This is a genomic window from Actinoallomurus sp. CA-142502 (assembly GCF_050936355.1).
GTDB lineage: Bacteria > Actinomycetota > Actinomycetes > Streptosporangiales > Streptosporangiaceae > Actinoallomurus > Actinoallomurus iriomotensis.
This window is the reverse complement of sequence record NZ_JBNJMY010000001.1, coordinates 205,540-224,161: the sequence shown is the minus strand read 5'-3', so window position 1 is coordinate 224,161 and position 18,622 is coordinate 205,540. Positions and strand designations below refer to the sequence as shown.

The 18,622-nt window shown below is 64.0% G+C and carries 12 protein-coding genes and 1 tRNA gene; 6 read left to right on the top strand and 7 right to left on the bottom strand.

The features are described 5' to 3' along the window. Nucleotides 1–10: 10 nt before the first annotated feature. A complete protein-coding gene (locus ACQEV1_RS01325) occupies nucleotides 11–751 on the bottom strand; it encodes an FhaA domain-containing protein (RefSeq protein ID WP_285629075.1) in 741 nt (246 codons plus the stop codon). A 107-nt stretch (nucleotides 752–858) separates the two neighbouring features. Between ACQEV1_RS01325 and ACQEV1_RS01320 the strand changes: the two genes are divergently transcribed. Beyond that, nucleotides 859–941: transfer RNA gene (locus ACQEV1_RS01320), tRNA-Leu, on the top strand. A 189-nt stretch (nucleotides 942–1,130) separates the two neighbouring features. Here ACQEV1_RS01320 and ACQEV1_RS01315 read toward each other — a convergent pair. Together ACQEV1_RS01315 and ACQEV1_RS01310 are read right to left on the bottom strand one after the other, a co-directional pair. Then, nucleotides 1,131–2,939 (bottom strand): hypothetical protein, encoded by a 1,809-nt coding sequence (locus ACQEV1_RS01315; RefSeq protein WP_433390243.1) that lies wholly within the window; start codon nucleotides 2,937–2,939, stop codon nucleotides 1,131–1,133. Between the two features lie 2 nt (nucleotides 2,940–2,941). Next, on the bottom strand, nucleotides 2,942–4,006 hold the full coding sequence (locus tag ACQEV1_RS01310) for a hypothetical protein (RefSeq protein ID WP_433390241.1): 1,065 nt from the start codon (nucleotides 4,004–4,006) through the stop codon (nucleotides 2,942–2,944). A gap of 73 nt (nucleotides 4,007–4,079) precedes the next feature. Between ACQEV1_RS01310 and ACQEV1_RS01305 the strand changes: the two genes are divergently transcribed. Further along, nucleotides 4,080–4,409, top strand: coding sequence for a helix-turn-helix domain-containing protein (locus ACQEV1_RS01305; RefSeq protein WP_433390238.1), 330 nt, complete (start codon nucleotides 4,080–4,082; stop codon nucleotides 4,407–4,409). 228 nt (nucleotides 4,410–4,637) lie between these two features. Here the strand turns inward: ACQEV1_RS01305 and ACQEV1_RS01300 are convergent, their stop codons facing one another. The 3 genes from ACQEV1_RS01300 to ACQEV1_RS01290 all read right to left on the bottom strand — a co-directional run bounded on the left by ACQEV1_RS01300 (nucleotide 4,638) and on the right by ACQEV1_RS01290 (nucleotide 7,142). Continuing rightward, nucleotides 4,638–5,153 carry a hypothetical protein gene (locus tag ACQEV1_RS01300; protein WP_433390236.1) on the bottom strand — a complete coding sequence of 172 codons (516 nt, stop codon included), beginning with the start codon at nucleotides 5,151–5,153 and terminating at the stop codon, nucleotides 4,638–4,640. 223 nt (nucleotides 5,154–5,376) lie between these two features. After that, nucleotides 5,377–6,330, bottom strand: a complete 954-nt coding sequence (locus ACQEV1_RS01295) for a hypothetical protein (protein ID WP_433390233.1) — start codon at nucleotides 6,328–6,330, stop codon at nucleotides 5,377–5,379. Between the two features lie 128 nt (nucleotides 6,331–6,458). Continuing rightward, the gene (locus tag ACQEV1_RS01290; protein WP_433390231.1) at nucleotides 6,459–7,142 is read right to left on the bottom strand and encodes an MFS transporter; all 684 of its coding nucleotides are present in this window, start codon (nucleotides 7,140–7,142) and stop codon (nucleotides 6,459–6,461) included. Between the two features lie 196 nt (nucleotides 7,143–7,338). Here ACQEV1_RS01290 and ACQEV1_RS01285 point away from each other — a divergent pair, with 196 nt between their 5' ends. Next, on the top strand, nucleotides 7,339–7,542 hold the full coding sequence (locus ACQEV1_RS01285; protein WP_433390229.1) for a hypothetical protein: 204 nt from the start codon (nucleotides 7,339–7,341) through the stop codon (nucleotides 7,540–7,542). A gap of 1,251 nt (nucleotides 7,543–8,793) precedes the next feature. Here ACQEV1_RS01285 and ACQEV1_RS01280 read toward each other — a convergent pair. Beyond that, the gene (locus ACQEV1_RS01280) at nucleotides 8,794–9,153 is read right to left on the bottom strand and encodes a helix-turn-helix domain-containing protein (RefSeq protein WP_433390227.1); all 360 of its coding nucleotides are present in this window, start codon (nucleotides 9,151–9,153) and stop codon (nucleotides 8,794–8,796) included. 562 nt (nucleotides 9,154–9,715) lie between these two features. Here ACQEV1_RS01280 and ACQEV1_RS01275 point away from each other — a divergent pair. From ACQEV1_RS01275 to ACQEV1_RS01265, 3 genes are all read left to right on the top strand, one after another. Continuing rightward, nucleotides 9,716–12,772, top strand: coding sequence for a BPTD_3080 family restriction endonuclease (locus ACQEV1_RS01275; protein WP_433390224.1), 3,057 nt, complete (start codon nucleotides 9,716–9,718; stop codon nucleotides 12,770–12,772). Continuing rightward, nucleotides 12,762–15,461 (top strand): site-specific DNA-methyltransferase, encoded by a 2,700-nt coding sequence (locus ACQEV1_RS01270; protein WP_433390221.1) that lies wholly within the window; start codon nucleotides 12,762–12,764, stop codon nucleotides 15,459–15,461. Before ACQEV1_RS01275 ends, ACQEV1_RS01270 begins: the two co-directional genes overlap by 11 nt. 353 nt (nucleotides 15,462–15,814) lie before the next feature. After that, entirely contained in the window at nucleotides 15,815–18,622 is a 2,808-nt protein-coding gene (locus ACQEV1_RS01265) for an ATP-dependent helicase (protein WP_433390218.1), read from the top strand.

Here is an 18,622-nt window from a genome sequence, read left to right as displayed (position 1 = left end):
GGAGTCGGAGCTACTCCCTGTCGCGACGGAACACGAGGGTTGTACGGCCCAGGGTGACACGCGCGCCATCACGCAGCGTCACGCGCCGGATCGGCTGGCCGTTGACGAAAGTGCCGTTGGTCGACCCTAGATCGACCGCGACCACCTCCGGACCCTCGACTCTGATCTCGGCATGGTGCCGGGAAACTCCCGGGTCGACAAGCCGAAGATCACAATCGGTGCCGCGACCCAGCAAAGTCACCGGTGTGGTGAGGTCGTACGTGTGGCTTTCCTGCCCCTCGGTACTGACGAGAAGCCGCGGCCGTCCGCCGGAGAACCCGCGCGCCGGCGGCGGCATGTCGCTCATCGGCTGGCGGATCTCACCACCCTCCACCGTCGAACCGCGGATGACACCGGACCGGATGCGGAACATGCCGGTGCGTAGATCATCGGCGTTCTCGAACCGCACCCGTACCGGCCCCACGAAGGAATAACCCTGCTCCTTCGCGTGCTCACGAGCGAGATTGGAGAGTTCCTGGCTCAGACTGTCGGCGTACACCGCGAGCCGCTCACCGTCGGGATGCGAGATCTCGACGACGAAGTCGTTCGGCACCAGCGTGCGACCCTGCGCGACGATGGCGGCGCGCTCGTCCATCTCACGCTGGATGGCGCTGGCGACCTCCACTGGCTGCAGCTCCGACTTGAAAGCCCGAGCGAAGGCACCCTCCACCATGCCTTCGAGCCGGCGCTCGAAGCGCTGTAGGACACCCACGTGCACCTCCCTTCTCCACTGCTAGACGATCGTATCCGTGCCTTGGTTCGCATGGAGCAACCAAGTTTCGACCAGTCCGGCAAGGGTGCTAATCTCTGAGGCGCCACGGGCGAGTGGCGGAACGGCAGACGCGCACGGTTCAGGTCCGTGTGTCCGAGAGGATGTGAGGGTTCAAATCCCTCCTCGCCCACGCGGGGGTACCGACGAAAGTCGCCCCCTGAGAGTGTCGAAACAGCCCCCGAGCAGCAGCTCGGGGGCTGTTTCGTTTGATGAGGGGCTGGCTTCTGTGACTGCTGAGACTGAAGGGCCGTGTAGCGCGTGGCGCTACACGGCCCTTCAGTCCGTTTTTTGGTGGTGTGGGGAGCTGGTTCTCGGCTGTTTAGGCCGCGGGTGGGTCGATGTGGCCTGTCGGGGTCCAGGTGCCCGGCGGTTTGGGTTTTTTATGGCGGGCTCTCCGGTGGGGTTGCCCGTCAGGGCCAGGGAGCGTGGCCAGCCAGGCGTTGATCTTGCGTTCGTTGGCGTGGGCGAGCTGGAAGGCCAGCAGGAGGGTTTGGGCGGCGATGCCGCGGACGCGGCGGTTGCCGGCGTGTTCGATGCCTTCGTGGGCGTCGGTTTTGGCGTAGCCGTTCATGCCCTCGACGGCGTTGCGGAGCCGTCCGTAGATCTTCTGCCATTCGTGGCTGCCGTAGGCCCGGGGCTGCCAGTGTTTCGCGCCGTCCGCTCGGTTGACAGTGATGGCGGTCTGTTCGCAGATTTTGGGTGGGCCGACGGGGCTGGGCACGGGGTCGACCAGTGGCAGCCTGGGGTCGGTGCCGAGACTGGTGGGTTTGAGGGGGCACTGGCAGCGCCCTGCGGTGGCCGGGCACATGTAGCGCTGTTTCCCGTCGGTGCCGGGCTTGCCTTTGGGCGCCAGGGCGTATCTGGCGCGGGCGTCGATGCGGGTGCGCCAGGTCTGCTGGTCGATGGCCTTGGGGTCGTCAGGGTCGCGGGCGCGCAGATCCTTGGTGGCGTTGATGAGGCTGATGGGCATGGACGGGCAGTAGAAGGTGCCTTCGACCTGGATGGCGCCTTGAACGCTGGCGATTTTGCCGAGTTGGTCGATCCGGTAGTCGTAGGTGGGCCGGTAGCCGAGTTCGCGCAGTGGGATTTGCCAGTTGTCGGGGTCGGAGTTGTTGTAGGCCGCGTCGGCGGCGAGGTCTCCTGCTGGGTGACCACGGTCGATGATGTCTCGCAGGACGTCGATGCCGTTGCGGCCTGGACGGTGGCCCGGTTTATCGAGAATGAAGCCGACCGTGAGCGCGGGGATGGCTGTTGGGTCGCCGCATCCGTTGGGCATCGGCTCGGGGTCGTGGTGGGGGTTGCGAGCGACGGCCAGGGCGGCGTCGTAGCCCCACAGCAACTTGTCCTTGGTCCGCCGACGCCGGCCGTTCCGCCCAGGTTGCGGTGGCGTCAGGTCGGGGTCACGGTGGTCGCCCTGGCGGGTGTAGTAGCCGGCGTCAGGGTCTGTGGAGGTGTAGGGCTTCCTCCTCGCCACTCCTCGGGCGAAGGTGGCGATCGGGGTTGCGTCGAGGCCGACGGAGCCGTCCCAGTGTTCTGCCAGGTGCTGTTGGATCGAGGCGATCGAGGCCTCGAGAATGCAGTTGCTGATCCGAGTGAGCGCTTTGCGGTGCTGTTGCAGCAGTTCGGGGTCTGCGGCCTCGAAGTATGCCTTGGCCTCTGCGGTGGTCAGGCGTCTGTTCTTGGGCAGTGGCGAGGGGTCCAGGGCAGTGACGATGGCGTGGAAGAGGCGCCGGACGACGCTGTAAGCGGCCTCGAACCCACGCGAGTTGTCAGGCCGGTCATCCAGACCGAACTCGCGCCGCCAGGGTTCGGGGACGGCCCAGTGCAGGATGTCGGTGACCTGGTTGAGGAACACCGCGCCGCTGGCGTTCCGGCGCGAGCACAGGGCCATGCCCACGAGCAGGCCCTTGACCGTGCACAGGCGACGACGCCCGGTCGCTTTGGCGATCATCGCCTGCAGTTCGTCGGCGATTCCCGCGGTGTCGATGAACTCAGCCGCACGGCGGACTCGCAGATCGCTGAACTGAACGCGGTCTTCGCGGATCCTCGCCCATCCGTGATCTCTTTGCGGACCCGCGGGATTGAAAAACTTGTCCGGCCCCGCAGGGCCGGATGCGGCGACGGTCACCGTTACGCGTCCAGGCCTCGCAGTTGCCGCTCTGCCTCGGTGGCCTCGGCGCTGGACAGGAACGGCAGCACGGGAGACAGCGCGTCAAGGGAGTCGATGCCGGCGGCGGACACGATGGTGGTGAGCATCACACGGCTCTCTATCAGGTCGACGAGCCAGGTGTTCCGCATCCGCCTGGTCTTAAGAGCGGGTGCCTCAGGGGACTTGCGGGCACGGGACACCAGGCTGCTGACGAGGCTGGTTTCGCGGCGTTCCACGGTCGGCAGGAACAGCCAGGCCGCTTGGCCTGACAACGCGCCGGCCAGTTCGGCCAGGTGGCCCTCCCACGCCCTTCGGCACTTCACCTCCCGCTGGCGAGAACCGCGGACGTGGACGGTTACGGCCCCGTTGCTGGATATCCGTACGTCATGAGCGCGCACGCGGCAGATCTCCGCCGATTCCAGGCCGCAGCCGAGGCCCAGACAGAGCAGCACTTTGAAGGCGGTCTCGCGGTGCGCGGTGGGCTGGTTGTGCGCCCAGTACCACAGTTCCTTCTGCTCGGCCTTGGTGTAGGGCCGGTTGGTGTCGGAGTCCGACAGCTTGATCGGCTTGCCGGTCACGGGGTTCTTCTCGTACAGGGTGGCCCGCAACAGCATCAGGCGGCGCCGGTAGGAGTCGCGGGTCGCGGATGTCATGCCGGGCAGGCCGTAGGCGATGAATCGCTCGATCGCCTCGATCGACAGCCACTCGGCCGCATCGGGCTTCTCGCGCCTGACCGGCTCGGTGGGCTGGGCGCCGTCCTTGCGCGTGCCCTGCCTTGCCGCATGAGACCTCTTCGCCTCTGCGGCCTCCTCCGCCCTCCTGGTCTTCTCCGCCTCGACGAAGAGCGCCAGATGCGTCAGTGCGCTCATGAGCGCCGAGACCTTGCGGCTGGTCGGCGGTTCGGCGGCGGCCACCGTGCCGCGGACGCCGGGTGCTACCCGAGGCCACTCGGGGTGATTCCTGATCGGTTCGTACGACGCGATCCGCTGCGTCATCAGCACCTCCCAGGAGTAGACACCCGGAGGCGTGATCACCTCCTCACTCACCGCTACCCCAATAGCAGGCCACTAGCGCATCAGCACGTCCGGATTTGATCAAGAAACGGGAGGGAGGGCAGGCGTGGTTCGTGACGACTCGAGGGCGCGGCCTCCTCGCGACTTCGTGCGCGTGGGTGAATGGCCTTACGCCATACTCACCGACCATCATGCGGCCGCCGTCGCGCAGCTCGTCGCTCAGCGGCTTGCCGAGGCGATGGCGGGGCGAGAGATGAGCGCCAACCGGCTGGCGCGCCTGAGCGGTGTGAACAGGCAGACCGTCGCCAACGTGCTGGCGGGTGCGGTCTGGCCCGACCTGATGACCATCGCCAACCTCGAAAGACACCTCGGCTGTCTGTGGCCGACGGAAAACGACTCGCTGGCAGGCATGGAGGACGAGTCGCAGCAAAGCTAGGAGCATCGGTGCCCTTTCCTGCCCCCTGCGCAAGGAGGCGGGCATGACAAGCCGACGGTCCGGCGAAATGCGTGGAACATACCGCCACGCCGAGCCGGGTGGCGGTATGTTCGAAACGCGACCGAGCCGTCAGGTAATGGGACTGGTCAGTCGCTGGCCGCCGCCGAGGGGCTAACTCGGCGGCGGCCACCTATTGCGTGCGGCCTTCTCGTCGGCCGTGAGCGGCGTTTACATCGCCGCTCCCTCGTCAGCGGCTACGGAGGCCGATTCCGGTTCCGGGATCGACGTGCCGTCGTTGTAACGGAACCAGGCGTCCGCCGTTTTGATCAGCTCACCTTTCCGCGCAAGCTGGCCCAAGAGGACACGTAGACTCTTCTGGTTGTCGATCGCGAGAGCCTCGGCGATGTCGCGAGTCTTCCACCAGTAGCTGGGGTCTTGGCTGAGCAGCCGGAGGACCTGGACGCGGCGAGGCGGTGGGGCGCTGCTGAGTGGGGCGATGCTGACCACCTTGGTGGTCTGGTTGATTTTCGAGGGCTCGTCAGGCGACGGATGGTCGTCTTCGGGCTCTGGGTCCATGCCGAACTTCTCCGCCCAGCAGCGCTGCGTGTCCAGAATGCGGTTGACCATCTTGATCTGCTCACGGATGTCCGCCAGCAACTTCGCTGTCTCGGTCTCCCTGGCTTGCAGATCCTCGAGGGCCCGTTCCGGGTCGGCGACCGCAGTCCGGTAACCGATTTCGCTCATGGAGCAGAAACCTACCGTTCCTGACGATCTCTAGGCGGAAGTTTGAGGCATGTCTCCTCAATTTGAGACAACTACAGACAGCCGCGCAGCTCACAGCCTGACCGACTTCTTCGAACGACGGCCTACTCCGCTGGCTTTGGCTGTCATTCGGTACCCGCGAGCTAGGCGGACGAGTCATCGGAGGCTGGCGTCTCGGGGCCGTTGGCGGATTGACGTCCTTCTATCAGCTGTTCCTCAACAGTTCGGCTGCATCGCTAGCGTTCACGCGGGTGACATGGGGCATGAGGCGCGATATCCCGTGCAGGGACTGCACCCCGGCGGCGGCGACGATGACGGTGAGCGGCAGACCGGCGTCGATCAAAGAGACCAGCCAGGTCGCGCGCAACCTGCTTGTCCTCAACGAGGGTGTCCCCGTGGCCGGGTGAGTGCGGGACAGAAAGTTGGTGACGATGTTGCCGCCGCGCCGGGCCGCTCCAGACCGGAACAGGTAGGCATCCCGGCTGCTCGCGCGTCCTGTCTGCGCCGCCAGGATCAACTCCCAAGGACGACGACAGACGACAAGCCGGCTCCGTTTGCCGCGGACCGCCACGACCGTCGGTTGGTCGCTGTTCTCCTCTCCCTGCGAGGGCGCGCTTACATCCCCGGCCCGCAGTGGGATGATTTCGCTTGAATCCAGACCGCACCCCAACCCGAGACCGATCAGAACCGTCAGGCCATCGCGGAGTTCGTCGGTGGGTTGGCCGCACGCCCACGCCCACAAGGCCGCCTGTTCGCTCCGGCTGTATGGATGCGACGACGCTGAGCCCGCCAGCCGGGCAGGTTTCCCGGTCACGCAATCGCCATCCGTCAGCGCCTCTCGCAACCGGAGGAGCTTCGACCGGTAGTTCGCGCGGGAGGCGTCGCCTAGGTGACAACAACCCACAGCGATGAATCGTTCGATGTACTCGCGGGTCAGCCACAGGTCGGCCTGGATCGGATAGCCCTCGGCGTCGGCGAACAGCGCCAGCTTGGTCAACGCCCCCATCAGCTCACCCGCGGGATACCGGGCGAACGGCAGAGCGGCGGTCACGGCGTAGCGGACCTCGCCGGCTACGCGTCTCCAGCCCGGTGGGTTGTCCGCTGGAACGTACGTCGCGACGACGCCGTCGAGTCCGCTGTTCTCTTGGTCAGCCGCCATCGAGTCGTCCTTGCTGGTCAGGAAGGGTCACGTGTTCTCGTGATCAACTTCCCGATTACTAAGCGTGCTACTCCAATCGCGTACTGATAACTCCGTGGCGCGGCAGTACTTCACTTCAGCGGGACCGATTAGAGGCCGTCGTCGTACGTGCCTGCGGAGTGGCGGCTGTGGGTCGCGGGTTGACGGTGCTTGCCGTGATCGCCGCCGTCAAGGTGATGAGAGCCAGCAGGGTGTAGGAGGCCGGGTAGCTGCCGGTGGATGGCGACGGCGATCAGGACAGCGCTGGGCCCGGGGAGGATGCCTAGGAGGACAACGGTCACGGCGCCGGCGATCAGGACGGTGGCGGCGCGTGTTCGTGCGCTGGCGCGAGCGGCGAATCGCGGGTAGCCGAGGCGACCGAGGACCTGTCCGGCCCCGCAGAGTCCAAGCGCGACGGCGGCCAGATGATTGCCCGTTCCGTCGGAGGTCAGTAGGAGTACGAGGTTGACCGTGGCGGCGTAGAGGCCGAACGCGGCGAGAGTCATCGCGACTGTCAGGTTAATGAACGGTCCGCTGCGGATGACCGCGCGGGCATGACGATTGGGAGAAGGACGGCTGGGTTCAGGTTCCCTTCGACGTGCGGGCCAGGGTGGGTTGAGGAACAGCACGTGGAGAGGGACGGTGACCACGGCCAGGATGGCGGCGAGTGCGAGGTAGGTGCCGCGCGAGGTCAGGTGGTCCAGCAGGGCGGCGGTGAGCGGGGCGAAGACGGCGCTGGCGAACCCGCGGCGAGAGTCAGCGTCGTCAGTGCGCGGACGCGGTCCGGCTCGCACCAGCCGGTGAGGGCCGTGAAAGCGGGCTGGTAGAGCACGGCGGATTGCGCCAGCCCCGCGAGGATCCAGGCGGCGAAGAAGAGCGGCAGGCTGGGAGCGGCGGCGAGCGCCAGGGCGGCGGCGACTCCGAGCCGATGGTCATGACCAGGCGTGGGCCGGCCGCGACGGGAGAGCCCTCGCCTACGAGTACTGCTCAGTGGCCTGGAATCGGCAGGGCGCCTGTGCGCTGCAGACCTGGAGCGCCGCTGCCGGCTACCACCACGCCGGAAGCGCGTACAACACCTATCCACTCAGCGCGGACATCAGCGACGACGACGGGGCCCTCCTCTACACCCTATTCATCCTGGCGCCGCCGGTGAGCGAACCCGTTCCGGGCGTGTGGTATGACCTGATCAGCTGAGCGCACCGCCCGGCGGTGACGACGAGAGGGAGTCGTCGGTACCTGCTCGGCTGGCGGGGCCTGCACCAAACGAACCTCAGCTTCCTCGGCATCTCACTACTGGCCGGCTACTGTCGCGCCGCCGGGGAGAGCGGGCCTGCGGCCGGGATTGATAGGAGGCACGATCCTGCTCCGGATCGGTCCGGCTGCCCTGTACGGGCTGGTGTCACCATCGTGATCTGATCCTTGAGCCAGCTTTGTAGCCTCTGTGCCACAAAGCTGGTGAGGAGGGATCCCCCTCGGACGGGTGGACCGGTGGTAGGTGACTCAGCAGAGGTCGTTGACGCTTCACTGGACGAGATGTGGTGAGGCGCCCGGCTTTGTCGGCGTGGAATTTCCTCGAAGACCGAAGCGGCCGAAGCCGACAACGTAGGTCGCCCTGCGGCTGGGCGCACCGTCTGCGGCATCTCATTCGGGTGCAGCTCTTCCGCAGGGATTGGGTTGATCAAGGAGTCGCTTTCATGGGCGTGGGATAGGAAGTTGGTGACGAGGTTGCCGCCGCGCCTGGTCGCCCCGGGTCGGAACAGGTAGACGTCCCGATTTCCTGGGCACCTGGTCTGGGCCGCCAGGATTGACTCCCAGGGGGGTCGGCACACGATAAGGCGGCTTCGTTTCCCGCGGACCGCCACGACCGTCGGCTGGTCCGTGTCCTCCTCGTCTTGCATGGGCGCATAGGTCGGCTTGGATCGGATAGCCCTCGGCATCGGCGAACAGCGCCAGCTTGGTCAAAGCACCTAACAGTTCGCCCGCCGGATTCCGGGCGAACGGCAGCGCGGCGGCCATAGCGCAGCGGACTTCGCCGGCTACGCGTCGCCAACCCGGTGGGTCGTCAGCAGGCAGGTAGCTCGCGACGACGCCGTCGAGCCCGTTGGTCACCTGGGCGAAGCTGACGACGCGTAAGGTCCGTCGACGCCATATACCGGATCAGATCGGGCGATATTCGGCCAAAGGGTCGGGGCTGGCGGTGCTGGCTGCTTAGCCGCAGTGAGGGTGAGGGGGTGTAGGAGGCGGTAGCCCCACCCGCGAGGCGAGCCGTGGCAACAGTCCGGGCACCACATGGGCGGGCAAGACCCTCCTCGGCGGTCCGATCGGCGAGCGGCGGCGGCGCGTGTTCAACGAGCGGGCCCTACCTCACGCCTACCCGGCAGTTGGCTCGCAAGGCCGCCAAGGAGGTCGCCTCGCACGGTCGTACGGGTCTTTACCGATCAAGGTTCACCCGGGTAGGTGCGGCCGTGAACTCTCGGCAAGGAGGCGTGCAATGTACGAGTCGAGAGCGGATCGCGGGATACGTCGAAGCTTCCCGATCTTGATTGACTCAAGCTGGCCGGTACGTAGAAGGTTGTAGACACGATCACGGCCGATGCCCAACATCTCAGCGGCCTGCTCCACGGTAAGAGCCAACCGTTCCACCTGGCCAGGTCCTTGGCCCTTGTTCGCACGGAGCCGGTCCTCGGTGGGGCTTGCAGACTCTGCCAGCAGGATCGGCGGCGGCCCAGTGGTGATTTCCATATCGAGCAACAAGGTCAGCCGGTACTTCCCTACAGAGATATTTTCAAGCTCCAGCTTGCACATAGTGATTCCCCGGCAACGTTCGTTGAGCATTGAGTGTCGGCTAAGTTACCTTCCGTGTAGCACCCCTGCAGGTACTAACCGTTCCCGGTCTGGGTCTACGCGGCTCCGCCCCTCTTAGGGTGTTGGTGACGGCCGCTAGCTATGGGTCCTTGTAGGTCAGCCAGCGAGTGTCTGCGAAGGTGGGTGCCGTCGGCGGAGCGGCGTCGAAGAGAGCGAGGACTCTGGGCGTCGCCGGTGTCGAGGACGCCATGAGACGGGAATCACTGCCAGGTCGCATTCGCTCATCCAGCAGATACACGGCGGGTAGTTGACATGGGCTCCCTTGCGAGTTCTTCTTCGCGGGCGCGGGCGCGGGCGCGGTGCGTGTGCAGGTGGCGGACGCGCCTCGGGTCTCCAGTACAAGTTGGATCGTGCCCGTAGGTAGCTGATGTGTCGCTCGTGCAGAAACATATGGATGGCCCGTAACAGTGCTGCCAACCTGTCCGGTCAGGTGGTGGAATGGACTCCTGTCGGGCAGCGTCATTAGGCTGCGGCCCGTGAGATCGGACAGGCAGGGCACCGCATGACGGGGGCGATTGACAATCCCATCCTCAACTCGCCGTACGAGCAACCAGACCGCTACTACGAGATCGGACCGCAGGGGCCGACGGGCGAGATCAAGGACGGGCGCCGTCCCAGCGAATCCTTCATCCCCATCGCTGTCACGAAGAAGGGCAAGAAGGGGAAGGACGGGTCTGAGCAGGCGGTCTTCGACTTCGACGTAACGGGAGAGCGTCGCGAAAAGAACAGCCTGATCAATGACATCCGCCGTGACGTGGCCAGGTGGCGCCGCGGTAGCGAGTACGCCGGGGTCACCCCGATCACTCGCAAGCTGCTTCAGCACTGGGCCGATCCCGACCGCGAGAACCGCGTCCTCTTCGCCCAACGGGAGGCGGCTGAGACCGCGATCTTCCTGACTGAGGTGGCTGGCCGCACCCACGGCTACGCCGACTGGCGCAAGCGGCTCGAACCCGAGAACGAAGCGCACAACGCTGGTTTGCCGCGCGTGGCCCTCAAGATGGCGACGGGCTCTGGCAAAACCGTAGTGATGGCGATGCTCATCGCCTGGCAGACTCTCAATAAGGTCCAGTCACCGCGGGATGCGCGCTTCACCAATCGGTTCCTCATCGTTGCGCCGGGCATCACCATCCGTGACCGGCTCAGGGTGCTGCTGCCGGAAGACACGGAGAACTATTACGACCTGCGCGACCTCATCCCGACCGATCTCAAGGGCGGGCTCGAGCACGCGCGAATCGTGATCATGAACTACCACGCGTTCCAGCTTAAGGACGCCAAGGAGATCAAAAATGTCGCCAAGAACACCCGCCTCCTGCTGAGAGGCGATCGCAAGGACGACCCTTTCAAGGAGTCGCCTAAGGCGATGGTCAGCCGCGTCCTGCGGGACCTCGGCGCTGACAAGCAGCAGATCATCGTCCTCAACGACGAGGCGCACCACTGCTACATAGACAAGCCGCTCCCGGCCGGCGAGAAGGCAGATAAGGAGCAGGCGGCTGCGAACGAAGAGGCCAGGGTCTGGTTCAAGGGCCTGCAGGCCATTGCGAAGCACGTCGGGGTGAAGCAGATCTTCGACCTCTCGGCGACACCGTTCTACCTGAAGGGGTCCGGCTACAACGAGGGCCACATCTTCCCGTGGACTGTCAGCGACTTCTCGCTGATGGACGCCATCGAGTCCGGCATCGTGAAAGTGCCCCGCACCCCGGTCGACGACGACGCCGCCCATGAGCTGGTTACCTACCTGCGGCTGTGGGACTTCGTCGGCGATGCGCTCCCGAAGCGGGCCGCAAAGGACAAGGTGAAGGACTGGCTTCCACCTCCGGAGCTGGAGGGCGCTCTGCGCAGTCTGCATCGCAGCTATGAGAAGGCATTCAAGCACTGGAAGGCCGAACTAGAGCAGCACGGGGAGACCCCGCCGGTCTTCATCGTCGTCTGCCCCAACACGGTGGTCAGCAAGTTGGTCTACGACTGGATCGCCGGGGAGCAGATCGAGGTCGACGGGGAGGTCATCGCGCACAAGCCGGGTAACCTCGAATTGCTCAGCAACGTCGAGGACGGTCAGTCGCTTGCGCGGCCGCGGACGATCCTCATCGACTCCGCACAGCTCGAGTCGGGGGAGGGCATTAAGAGCGACTTTAAGAGGGTCGCTGGCGCCGAGATTGCGTCCTTCAAGGCGGAATATCGCCGCCGCAAGCCTGGCGCCGATGTCGACAAGATCACCGACGAGGACCTGCTCCGTGAAGTGATGAACACCGTCGGCAAAAAGGGCAAACTCGGTGAGCCGGTCCGCTGCGTCGTTAGCGTCTCGATGCTCACCGAGGGCTGGGACGCCAACACTGTCACCCACATCCTCGGAGTCCGCGCTTTCCGTAGTCAACTGCTCTGCGAGCAGGTCGTCGGACGCGGGCTGCGTCGACGATCGTACGCCGTTAACGAGCAGGGCTACTTCGAGCCCGAGTACGCCAACGTCTACGGCATCCCTTTCCAGTTCATCTCTTCGGACAAGCCCATCGTGGACCCGCTCCCGCCCAAGCCTGTCCAGCAGGTCGCCGCCGTCGAAGGACGCGAACATCTTCGAATCGTGTTCCCCAAACTCACCGGCTACCGGGTCGAGCTCCCGGACGAGGACATCTTTCTCGACCTGGACTCCGCACCGACCTTCGAGATCGGTCCTAACACAGTCCCTCGCTGGGTGGAGATGCAGGGCGTCGTCGGCGCCGGTGAACGCGAGCGCGGTGAGGACCGCGACTATCGGACCAAGGAGGTCGCCTTCGCCCTAGCGAAGCGCATCCTCGACACTCAGTACAACACCGTCGACGACAAGCGGCCCTGGCTGTTTCCCAAGCTCGCGCAGATGTGCCATGACTGGATCGAGCAGAAGGTCCAGCTCGCCAAGGGCTACACGCTGGCCTACCTCATGACGATCACCGAGGCACAGGCCGAAGCTGCCGAGAAGGTGTGGGACGCGATCATCCAGCTCGCCGATCGGCGCGGCCGGCTCCGACCGATGCTCAACCGCTTCGACCCTGAGGGCTCAACCGGCGAAGTCGACTTCCCGACACGGAAGCGGACCGTCCCCACGGAGAAGTCTGAGGTCTCGCATGTCACCCTCGACGGCAAGGACGGCAACACCTGGGAGCAGCTGCTGGCCGCCGAGCTCGAGCTCAACAAGAACGTTGATGCCTACGTCAAGAATGACCACCTTGGCTTCACGATCCCGTACGTCTACAAGGGTCGGACCCACTCCTACGTCCCGGACTTCCTGGTTCGTCTCAAGAGGCTGGAGGGAGAAGCCTTCGACCGCACGCTGATCGTCGAGGTCTCGGGAACCCACAAGAGCCCAGGCCCTACTCAGGCGAAGGCCACCACGGCCCGGGACTCTTGGTGCGCGGCGGTCAACAACCACGCAGGCTTCGGCCGTTGGGGATACATCGAGATGACCAACCCGCTGGAGTTCAAGGCCCGACTCGCTGACGCGATACAGCTGGTCTACGGCGATGCGCCGATCATTGGCGACCCAGACCTGCTCGACTTCGATGACCACAGGAGCGCTCGTGGCGCGTAAAGACACCCCCAAGGGCCCGACTCCAGTCGACGCCATCAAGCACAGTGACAAGCGGACCAACATCCCGACAGCCGATGCGCACGAGTTCGTCGACCCCGCGATCGAGGAGGTTCGCACGGTCCGCTACGCCCGCGACGAGAGCCTCGACCCGCAGCTCGTCTGGCGCGGTAAGTACCCGCCTGCCGACACCGTCGACGGCTACAACAATGACCTCATCACCGACGCGCCGCCGATCTACATCCAGGAGAAGATCGACCCTCGCGTGCTGATCGAGAACCTTCGCCGCACGACCGCCAGGCCCGAGGACGAGCCGGAACTGACCCTCTTCGACACTTTCGACGGTCTCAATGAACTCGACCAGATCGATTTTTACAAGCACGACGCCAACTGGTCGAATCGCATGATCCTCGGCGACAGCCTGCAGGTGATGGCCTCGCTCGCCGAGCGAGAGAAGCTCCGCGGCAAGGTCCAGATGGTCTACATCGACCCTCCCTATGGCATCAAGTTCGGATCCAACTGGCAGGTCTCGACGCGGAATCGAGACGTTAGCGATGGTCGCATAGAAGATGCTGTGCGGGAGGCGGAGCAGATCAAAGCCTTCCGGGACACATGGGAACTTGGCATCCACTCTTACCTCAGTTACCTGAGGGACCGACTAGTGGTGGGGCACGATCTGCTCGCGCTATCTGGATCATGCTTCGTGCAGATGGGCGACGATAACGTGCACTTGGTCCGTGCGCTGCTCGATGAGGTGTTCGGGGCAGAGAACTTTGTGGCACAAATTGCCTTTACAAAGACCGCTAGCTTCTCCTCCGATCTGCTGAGCAGGACCCACGACCACCTTTTGTGGTACGCCCGCGACATCGAGTCGATCAAGTACCGCAGGTTGCTGACGCCTTTGGTCGAAAAGACCGATGGCGGAACATATACGTGGGTTGATATCCCCGGCAAGGCGCCGCGCCGATTGACGCGTGACGAACGGCGGGGAATTGTGCAACTCCCCGAGGGGTCCCGGCGCTTCAGGGCGGACAATATTACGAGCGCCGGTGCGAGTGAGAAAGGGTCCGTCGGAATCGACATTGATGGGAAGACCTATTTCCCGAGTCCCGGCACGCACTGGAAGACGACGATCGATGGTGTGAAGCGGCTTCATGCAGCTGGCCGTGTCTCCAAGACGGCGAATCGCCTCGGCTACCGGCGTTATCAGGACGACTTCCCGTGGATGACATACACGGATGTGTGGGAAGACACCACGATCGGAACGTTTTCGGAGAAGTGGTATGTTGTGCAGACGGCGGCTAAAGTCATCGAGCGTTGCCTGCTGATGTGTACCGATCCTGGCGATCTCGTGCTCGATCCAACTTGTGGGAGTGGCACGACTGCCTTCGTAGCTGAGCAGTGGGGTCGGCGCTGGATCACGGTGGACTCGTCGCGCGTCGCGCTCGCCCTTGCACGGCAGCGAGTTATGGGTTCGCGTTTCCCTTGGTACTACCTTGCTGACTCTGCGGAGGGCTACGCCAAGGAGAAGTCACTTACAGCACACTTCCATCCTCGTCAGATCTTCGCAAATGACATTCAGGAAGGCTTCGTCTACGACAGAGTGCAAAGAATCACGCTGGGCTCCATCGCGAAGAATCCCGATATCAGAGAAGGTATGTCGCGTGAGGAGATCGATGCTGCGATTCGTCGCCATGCCGAGTTTCAGCTCCTCTACGACAAGCCGTTCGAGCATCCCAAGAAGGTGCGCGTCGCGGGCCCGTTCACTGTTGAGTCATTGAGTCCCCACCGCTCGCTCTCATTCGGTGACAGTCCAGAATCGCTGTCCGAGACGGAGGCTGCGAAGGATGCCGACGCTCCTAATTTCGAGCAGTCGATCCTCGACAACCTTGCGAAGGCCGGCATCCAGAACGGTCGCAAGCAGGAGCGAATCGATTTCGCGTCGTTCGAGACCTACGCTGGCGAATACATCCAAGCGATCGGCGAGCGTGTAGCAGGTGAGGATGACGCTCCAAGCCGAATCGCGGTCGCCATCGGGCCGCAGTATGGCACTGTCAGCCCGTCGTACGTGAAGAAGGCCGCTCGCGAGGCGATCAACGCCGAAGACATTGACCTCCTCGCCATCCTTGGCTTCGCCTTCGACCCGCAGGTCACCGGCCTGACTGAGGACGATGGCATCAGCGTGGAGGCGTCGGACGAGGGTTTCGCCAACGTCGCCAGCGTGCGTAAGCTCGGCCGCATCCCGGTGCTCATGGTGAGAATGAACGCTGACCTGCTCATGGGCGAGGAGCTCAAGAAGACCGGCGGCGGCAACCTCTTTACGGTCTTCGGTGAGCCTGACATCGAGCTCATCGACACGCCCAACGGCTTGGTGGTCTCGCTCAGGGGTGTGGACGTCTACGACCCGACGACGGGCGTCGTCCGCAGCAACAGCACGGACCAGATCGCGCTCTGGATGATCGACACCGACTATAACGAGGAGTCCTTCTTCGTCCGCCACTGCTACTTCACCGGTGGGAACGACCCCTACAAGAAACTCAAGACTGCGCTGAAGGCGGACATCGACGAGGACGCCTGGGAGTCGCTCTACTCAACTGTCTCGCGACCTTTCCCGAAACCCGACAGCGGGAAGATCGCGGTCAAGGTGATCAACGACTACGGCGACGAAGTCATGAAGGTCTTCGAGGTATGACTCGTGATCAAGCAGAGTGGCGGTAACCGTCGCGCCAGGCAGTCTAAGTGCGCAGCACTCGATGAGAAACTCAGTCAGATGAAGGCTGCTCTGGAAGCAGTCAATCGGGAGCGGAGTAAGACTGCGCCAGAGAAATCTGGGTGTTTGCAGTCCACCGACGCTATTCGGAGAAGGTGGTCGCTCCGGCGCGAGCGGATGCTTCTCCTGTGCGTCGACAAGATAACAACTGCTGAACGCGCCAAACGCCCCCTGAGCGGAAAGCGCATGGTCCAGGGATCGGCAAGCGGAGTACGCACAGTTGTTCCAGGGTGGTTCGCTCGGTCTTGGCCGACGATCGTGACTGGAGCCCGACCGTGACGACCTACACCGCGGCTCAACAGGAGGCCATCGCCTGTCTGGATGAGCCGCTCCAAATCATCGCGTGCGCCGGCTCAGGCAAGACACAGGTGATCTCGCAGAGGATCGCCGCCATCCTCGCCCAGCCCGACATTGAGCCGAGAAACATCATCGCGTTCACCTTCACCGAGAAGGCCGCAGCCGAGCTCAAGGACCGCATCCTCTCGATTCTTGAGAAGGATGGCCTCGATACGCTTGGGCTTGCCGAGATGTATGTCGGCACGATGCACGGGTACGCGCTCGACCTCCTGCAGCGGCTGGTGCCGGAAACCTTCAAGTTCTCGGTGCTGACCGAGATTACCGCCCGGATGTTCGTTGATCGGAGCAGCCGCAAATCCGGCTTGACGGTGTGTCCGACCAATTCCAGCGGTACCCCATACCTCCGTAGATTCCTGCACTCCCGACTTTTCCTACAGGCGACGAGCGTCCTGCGCGAGGACTCCGTTGACTGGAACCTCGTTCCTGGGGGTGTGGTCTCGTCGTTCGGCGACTACATGAAGCTGCTGTACGGAAATGCCTACTTCGACTTCACCGAAATGATTCACCTCGCGGTGCAGTTCCTGGAGGGCGACGTCGACGAAGACGAGAGCGCCGGCGTCGTCCAGCAGCACATTCGTGACGACATTCGCTACGTGGTCGTAGACGAGTACCAGGACGTGAATCCGCTTCAGGAGCGACTCGTCCGCGGGCTGACACAGTTCGGCGCGAATCTGTGTGTCGTCGGCGACGACGATCAGACTATCTACCAGTGGCGCGGGAGCGAAGTCTCCAACATCGTCACTTTCAAGGACCGCTATACCGGCGTCCGTCAGGTCACGCTCGCGGAGAACTTCCGCTCGAGCGAGGGCGTCGTCGAAGTTGGACGCTCGGTCGCTGAGCGGATTCCGGATGATCAGCGGCTGCTCAAGGCAATGGTCCGGGCCGGGCACCAGCGGTGGAGCCGCGGCGACATGATCGCCCGTGAGTTCGCCGACGAACGCGGGGAGGCTGCGTGGATCTGCGATCGCATCGAGGCGATGCGCGGGCTAGCCTTCAACGACGCCGCCGAGTCCGAAGCACGTGGCCTCTCCTGGTCTGACTTTGCCGTCCTCTATCGGTCTGTTGCTAACGATGCTGGCCCTCTGGTCGAGGAGATGCGGCGCCGGGACATCCCGTACGTCGTGAAGGGACTCAATCGGCTTTTCGACAGTCCGGAAATCCAGGCTGTCGTCGGTATCTTCCGCTACATGGCTGGCCTCACCTCGGCGGCGGGCCTGCGCAGCCTCTGGGACGACGCCAGGCTTGTTCCGTCCTCCGGGTCGTGGGAGGACGCGCTTGCCGTACTTGATGAAGGCCGCGACTTCGACCGAGGCGAGCGATGGGGCGTCTACAACGTTCAGCGCCTCTACTTGGAGTTCCTGGAGGCGCTGGGGCTCCGCGAAGAGACCGTCTCCGGTGAACCGGTCCGGCGCGAGCTTGTCTTCTACCAGCTTGGGAAGTTCAGCCAGGCGATCTCAGACTTTGAGCAGATCTACTTCAACACAGCGCCGCGGCAGAAGTACGAGTCATTCGCTGCGTGGCTCGAACACCAAGCACCCGGCTACTACGCGGAGTCCGACGCCGACGTGGGTTACGCGACGCCCGACGCTGTGACGCTGACGACGGTCCACCAGGCCAAAGGTATGCAGTGGCCGACGGTCTTCCTGCCCTGTCTGCGGGCGAATCGTTTCCCCGCCAAGCGGCAAGGCGGGCTTGGCCTGTTCCACGTCATCCCCGAAAGCGCCATCGACAACGCGGAACGGTACAAGGGCACGCTGGAGGACGAGACTCGACTTTTCTATGTCGCGGTCACCCGGGCGCAGAAGTATCTCTTCGTGTCCTTCTCACCCGGGTCGAGCCAGTTGTACCGAAGGCGATCTGTCTTCTTTGATCATTGCGCCGCGCAACAGTGGTTCTCGACCCGAGACCAGGGCGTCCCAGCAGATACGCTGCGGCTTGAACCGCGGGCTCGGCACGAGACTCCCAACGTCACGCTGTCGTTCTCCGAGTTGAAGTACCTCTTCGAGTGCCCCTACCAGTTCAAGCTTCGATTCCTCTACGGGTTCAACCCGCCCCTCCACGAGGCACTCGGCTACGGGAAGGGCCTCCACGACACGCTCGCCGAGATCCATAAGCGGGCGATCAACGGCGACCTGGCTTCACGCGCCGAGGCTGAAGACCTCGTTACCCGGCATCTGCACACTCCGTATGCGTACCCCGAGCTCAGGGCGACCCTCCACCGCGCGGCCGTCGCGGCAGTCCAGCGCTACCTCAGGGAGCATGAGACTGACCTACAGCGGACGGTGCACAGCGAAAAGCAGGTACAGGTGCACGTGGCGCCGGGGATCACCGTTGACGGCCGAATCGACCTCGTCCGCAAACTCGACACCGACGAGCTCTCGATCGTCGACTTCAAGTCGACGGCTCGAGCTCAGGACGAAGACGTGACCCGAGACCAGCTGCACGTCTACGCGGTGGGCTATGAGGAGCTGACGGGTGAGCGCGCGGATCTCATTGAGGTGCTGAACCTCGATGAGGAGGGGAAGACGATCCGCGAAGAAGTCGAGGATCCACTGCTCGTCGGTATGCGGGAACGGATCAAGGAAGCTGGAGACTCACTGCGCGACAACAACCTCCCTCGGTTGTCCGTCTGGACCGAGCAGTGTGGCAAATGCGACCTGGCCGAACTCTGCCGAGACGTGCCAATGGAGGTGAAGCGGGACCGACGGGCGGCGACGGGGCGTTGA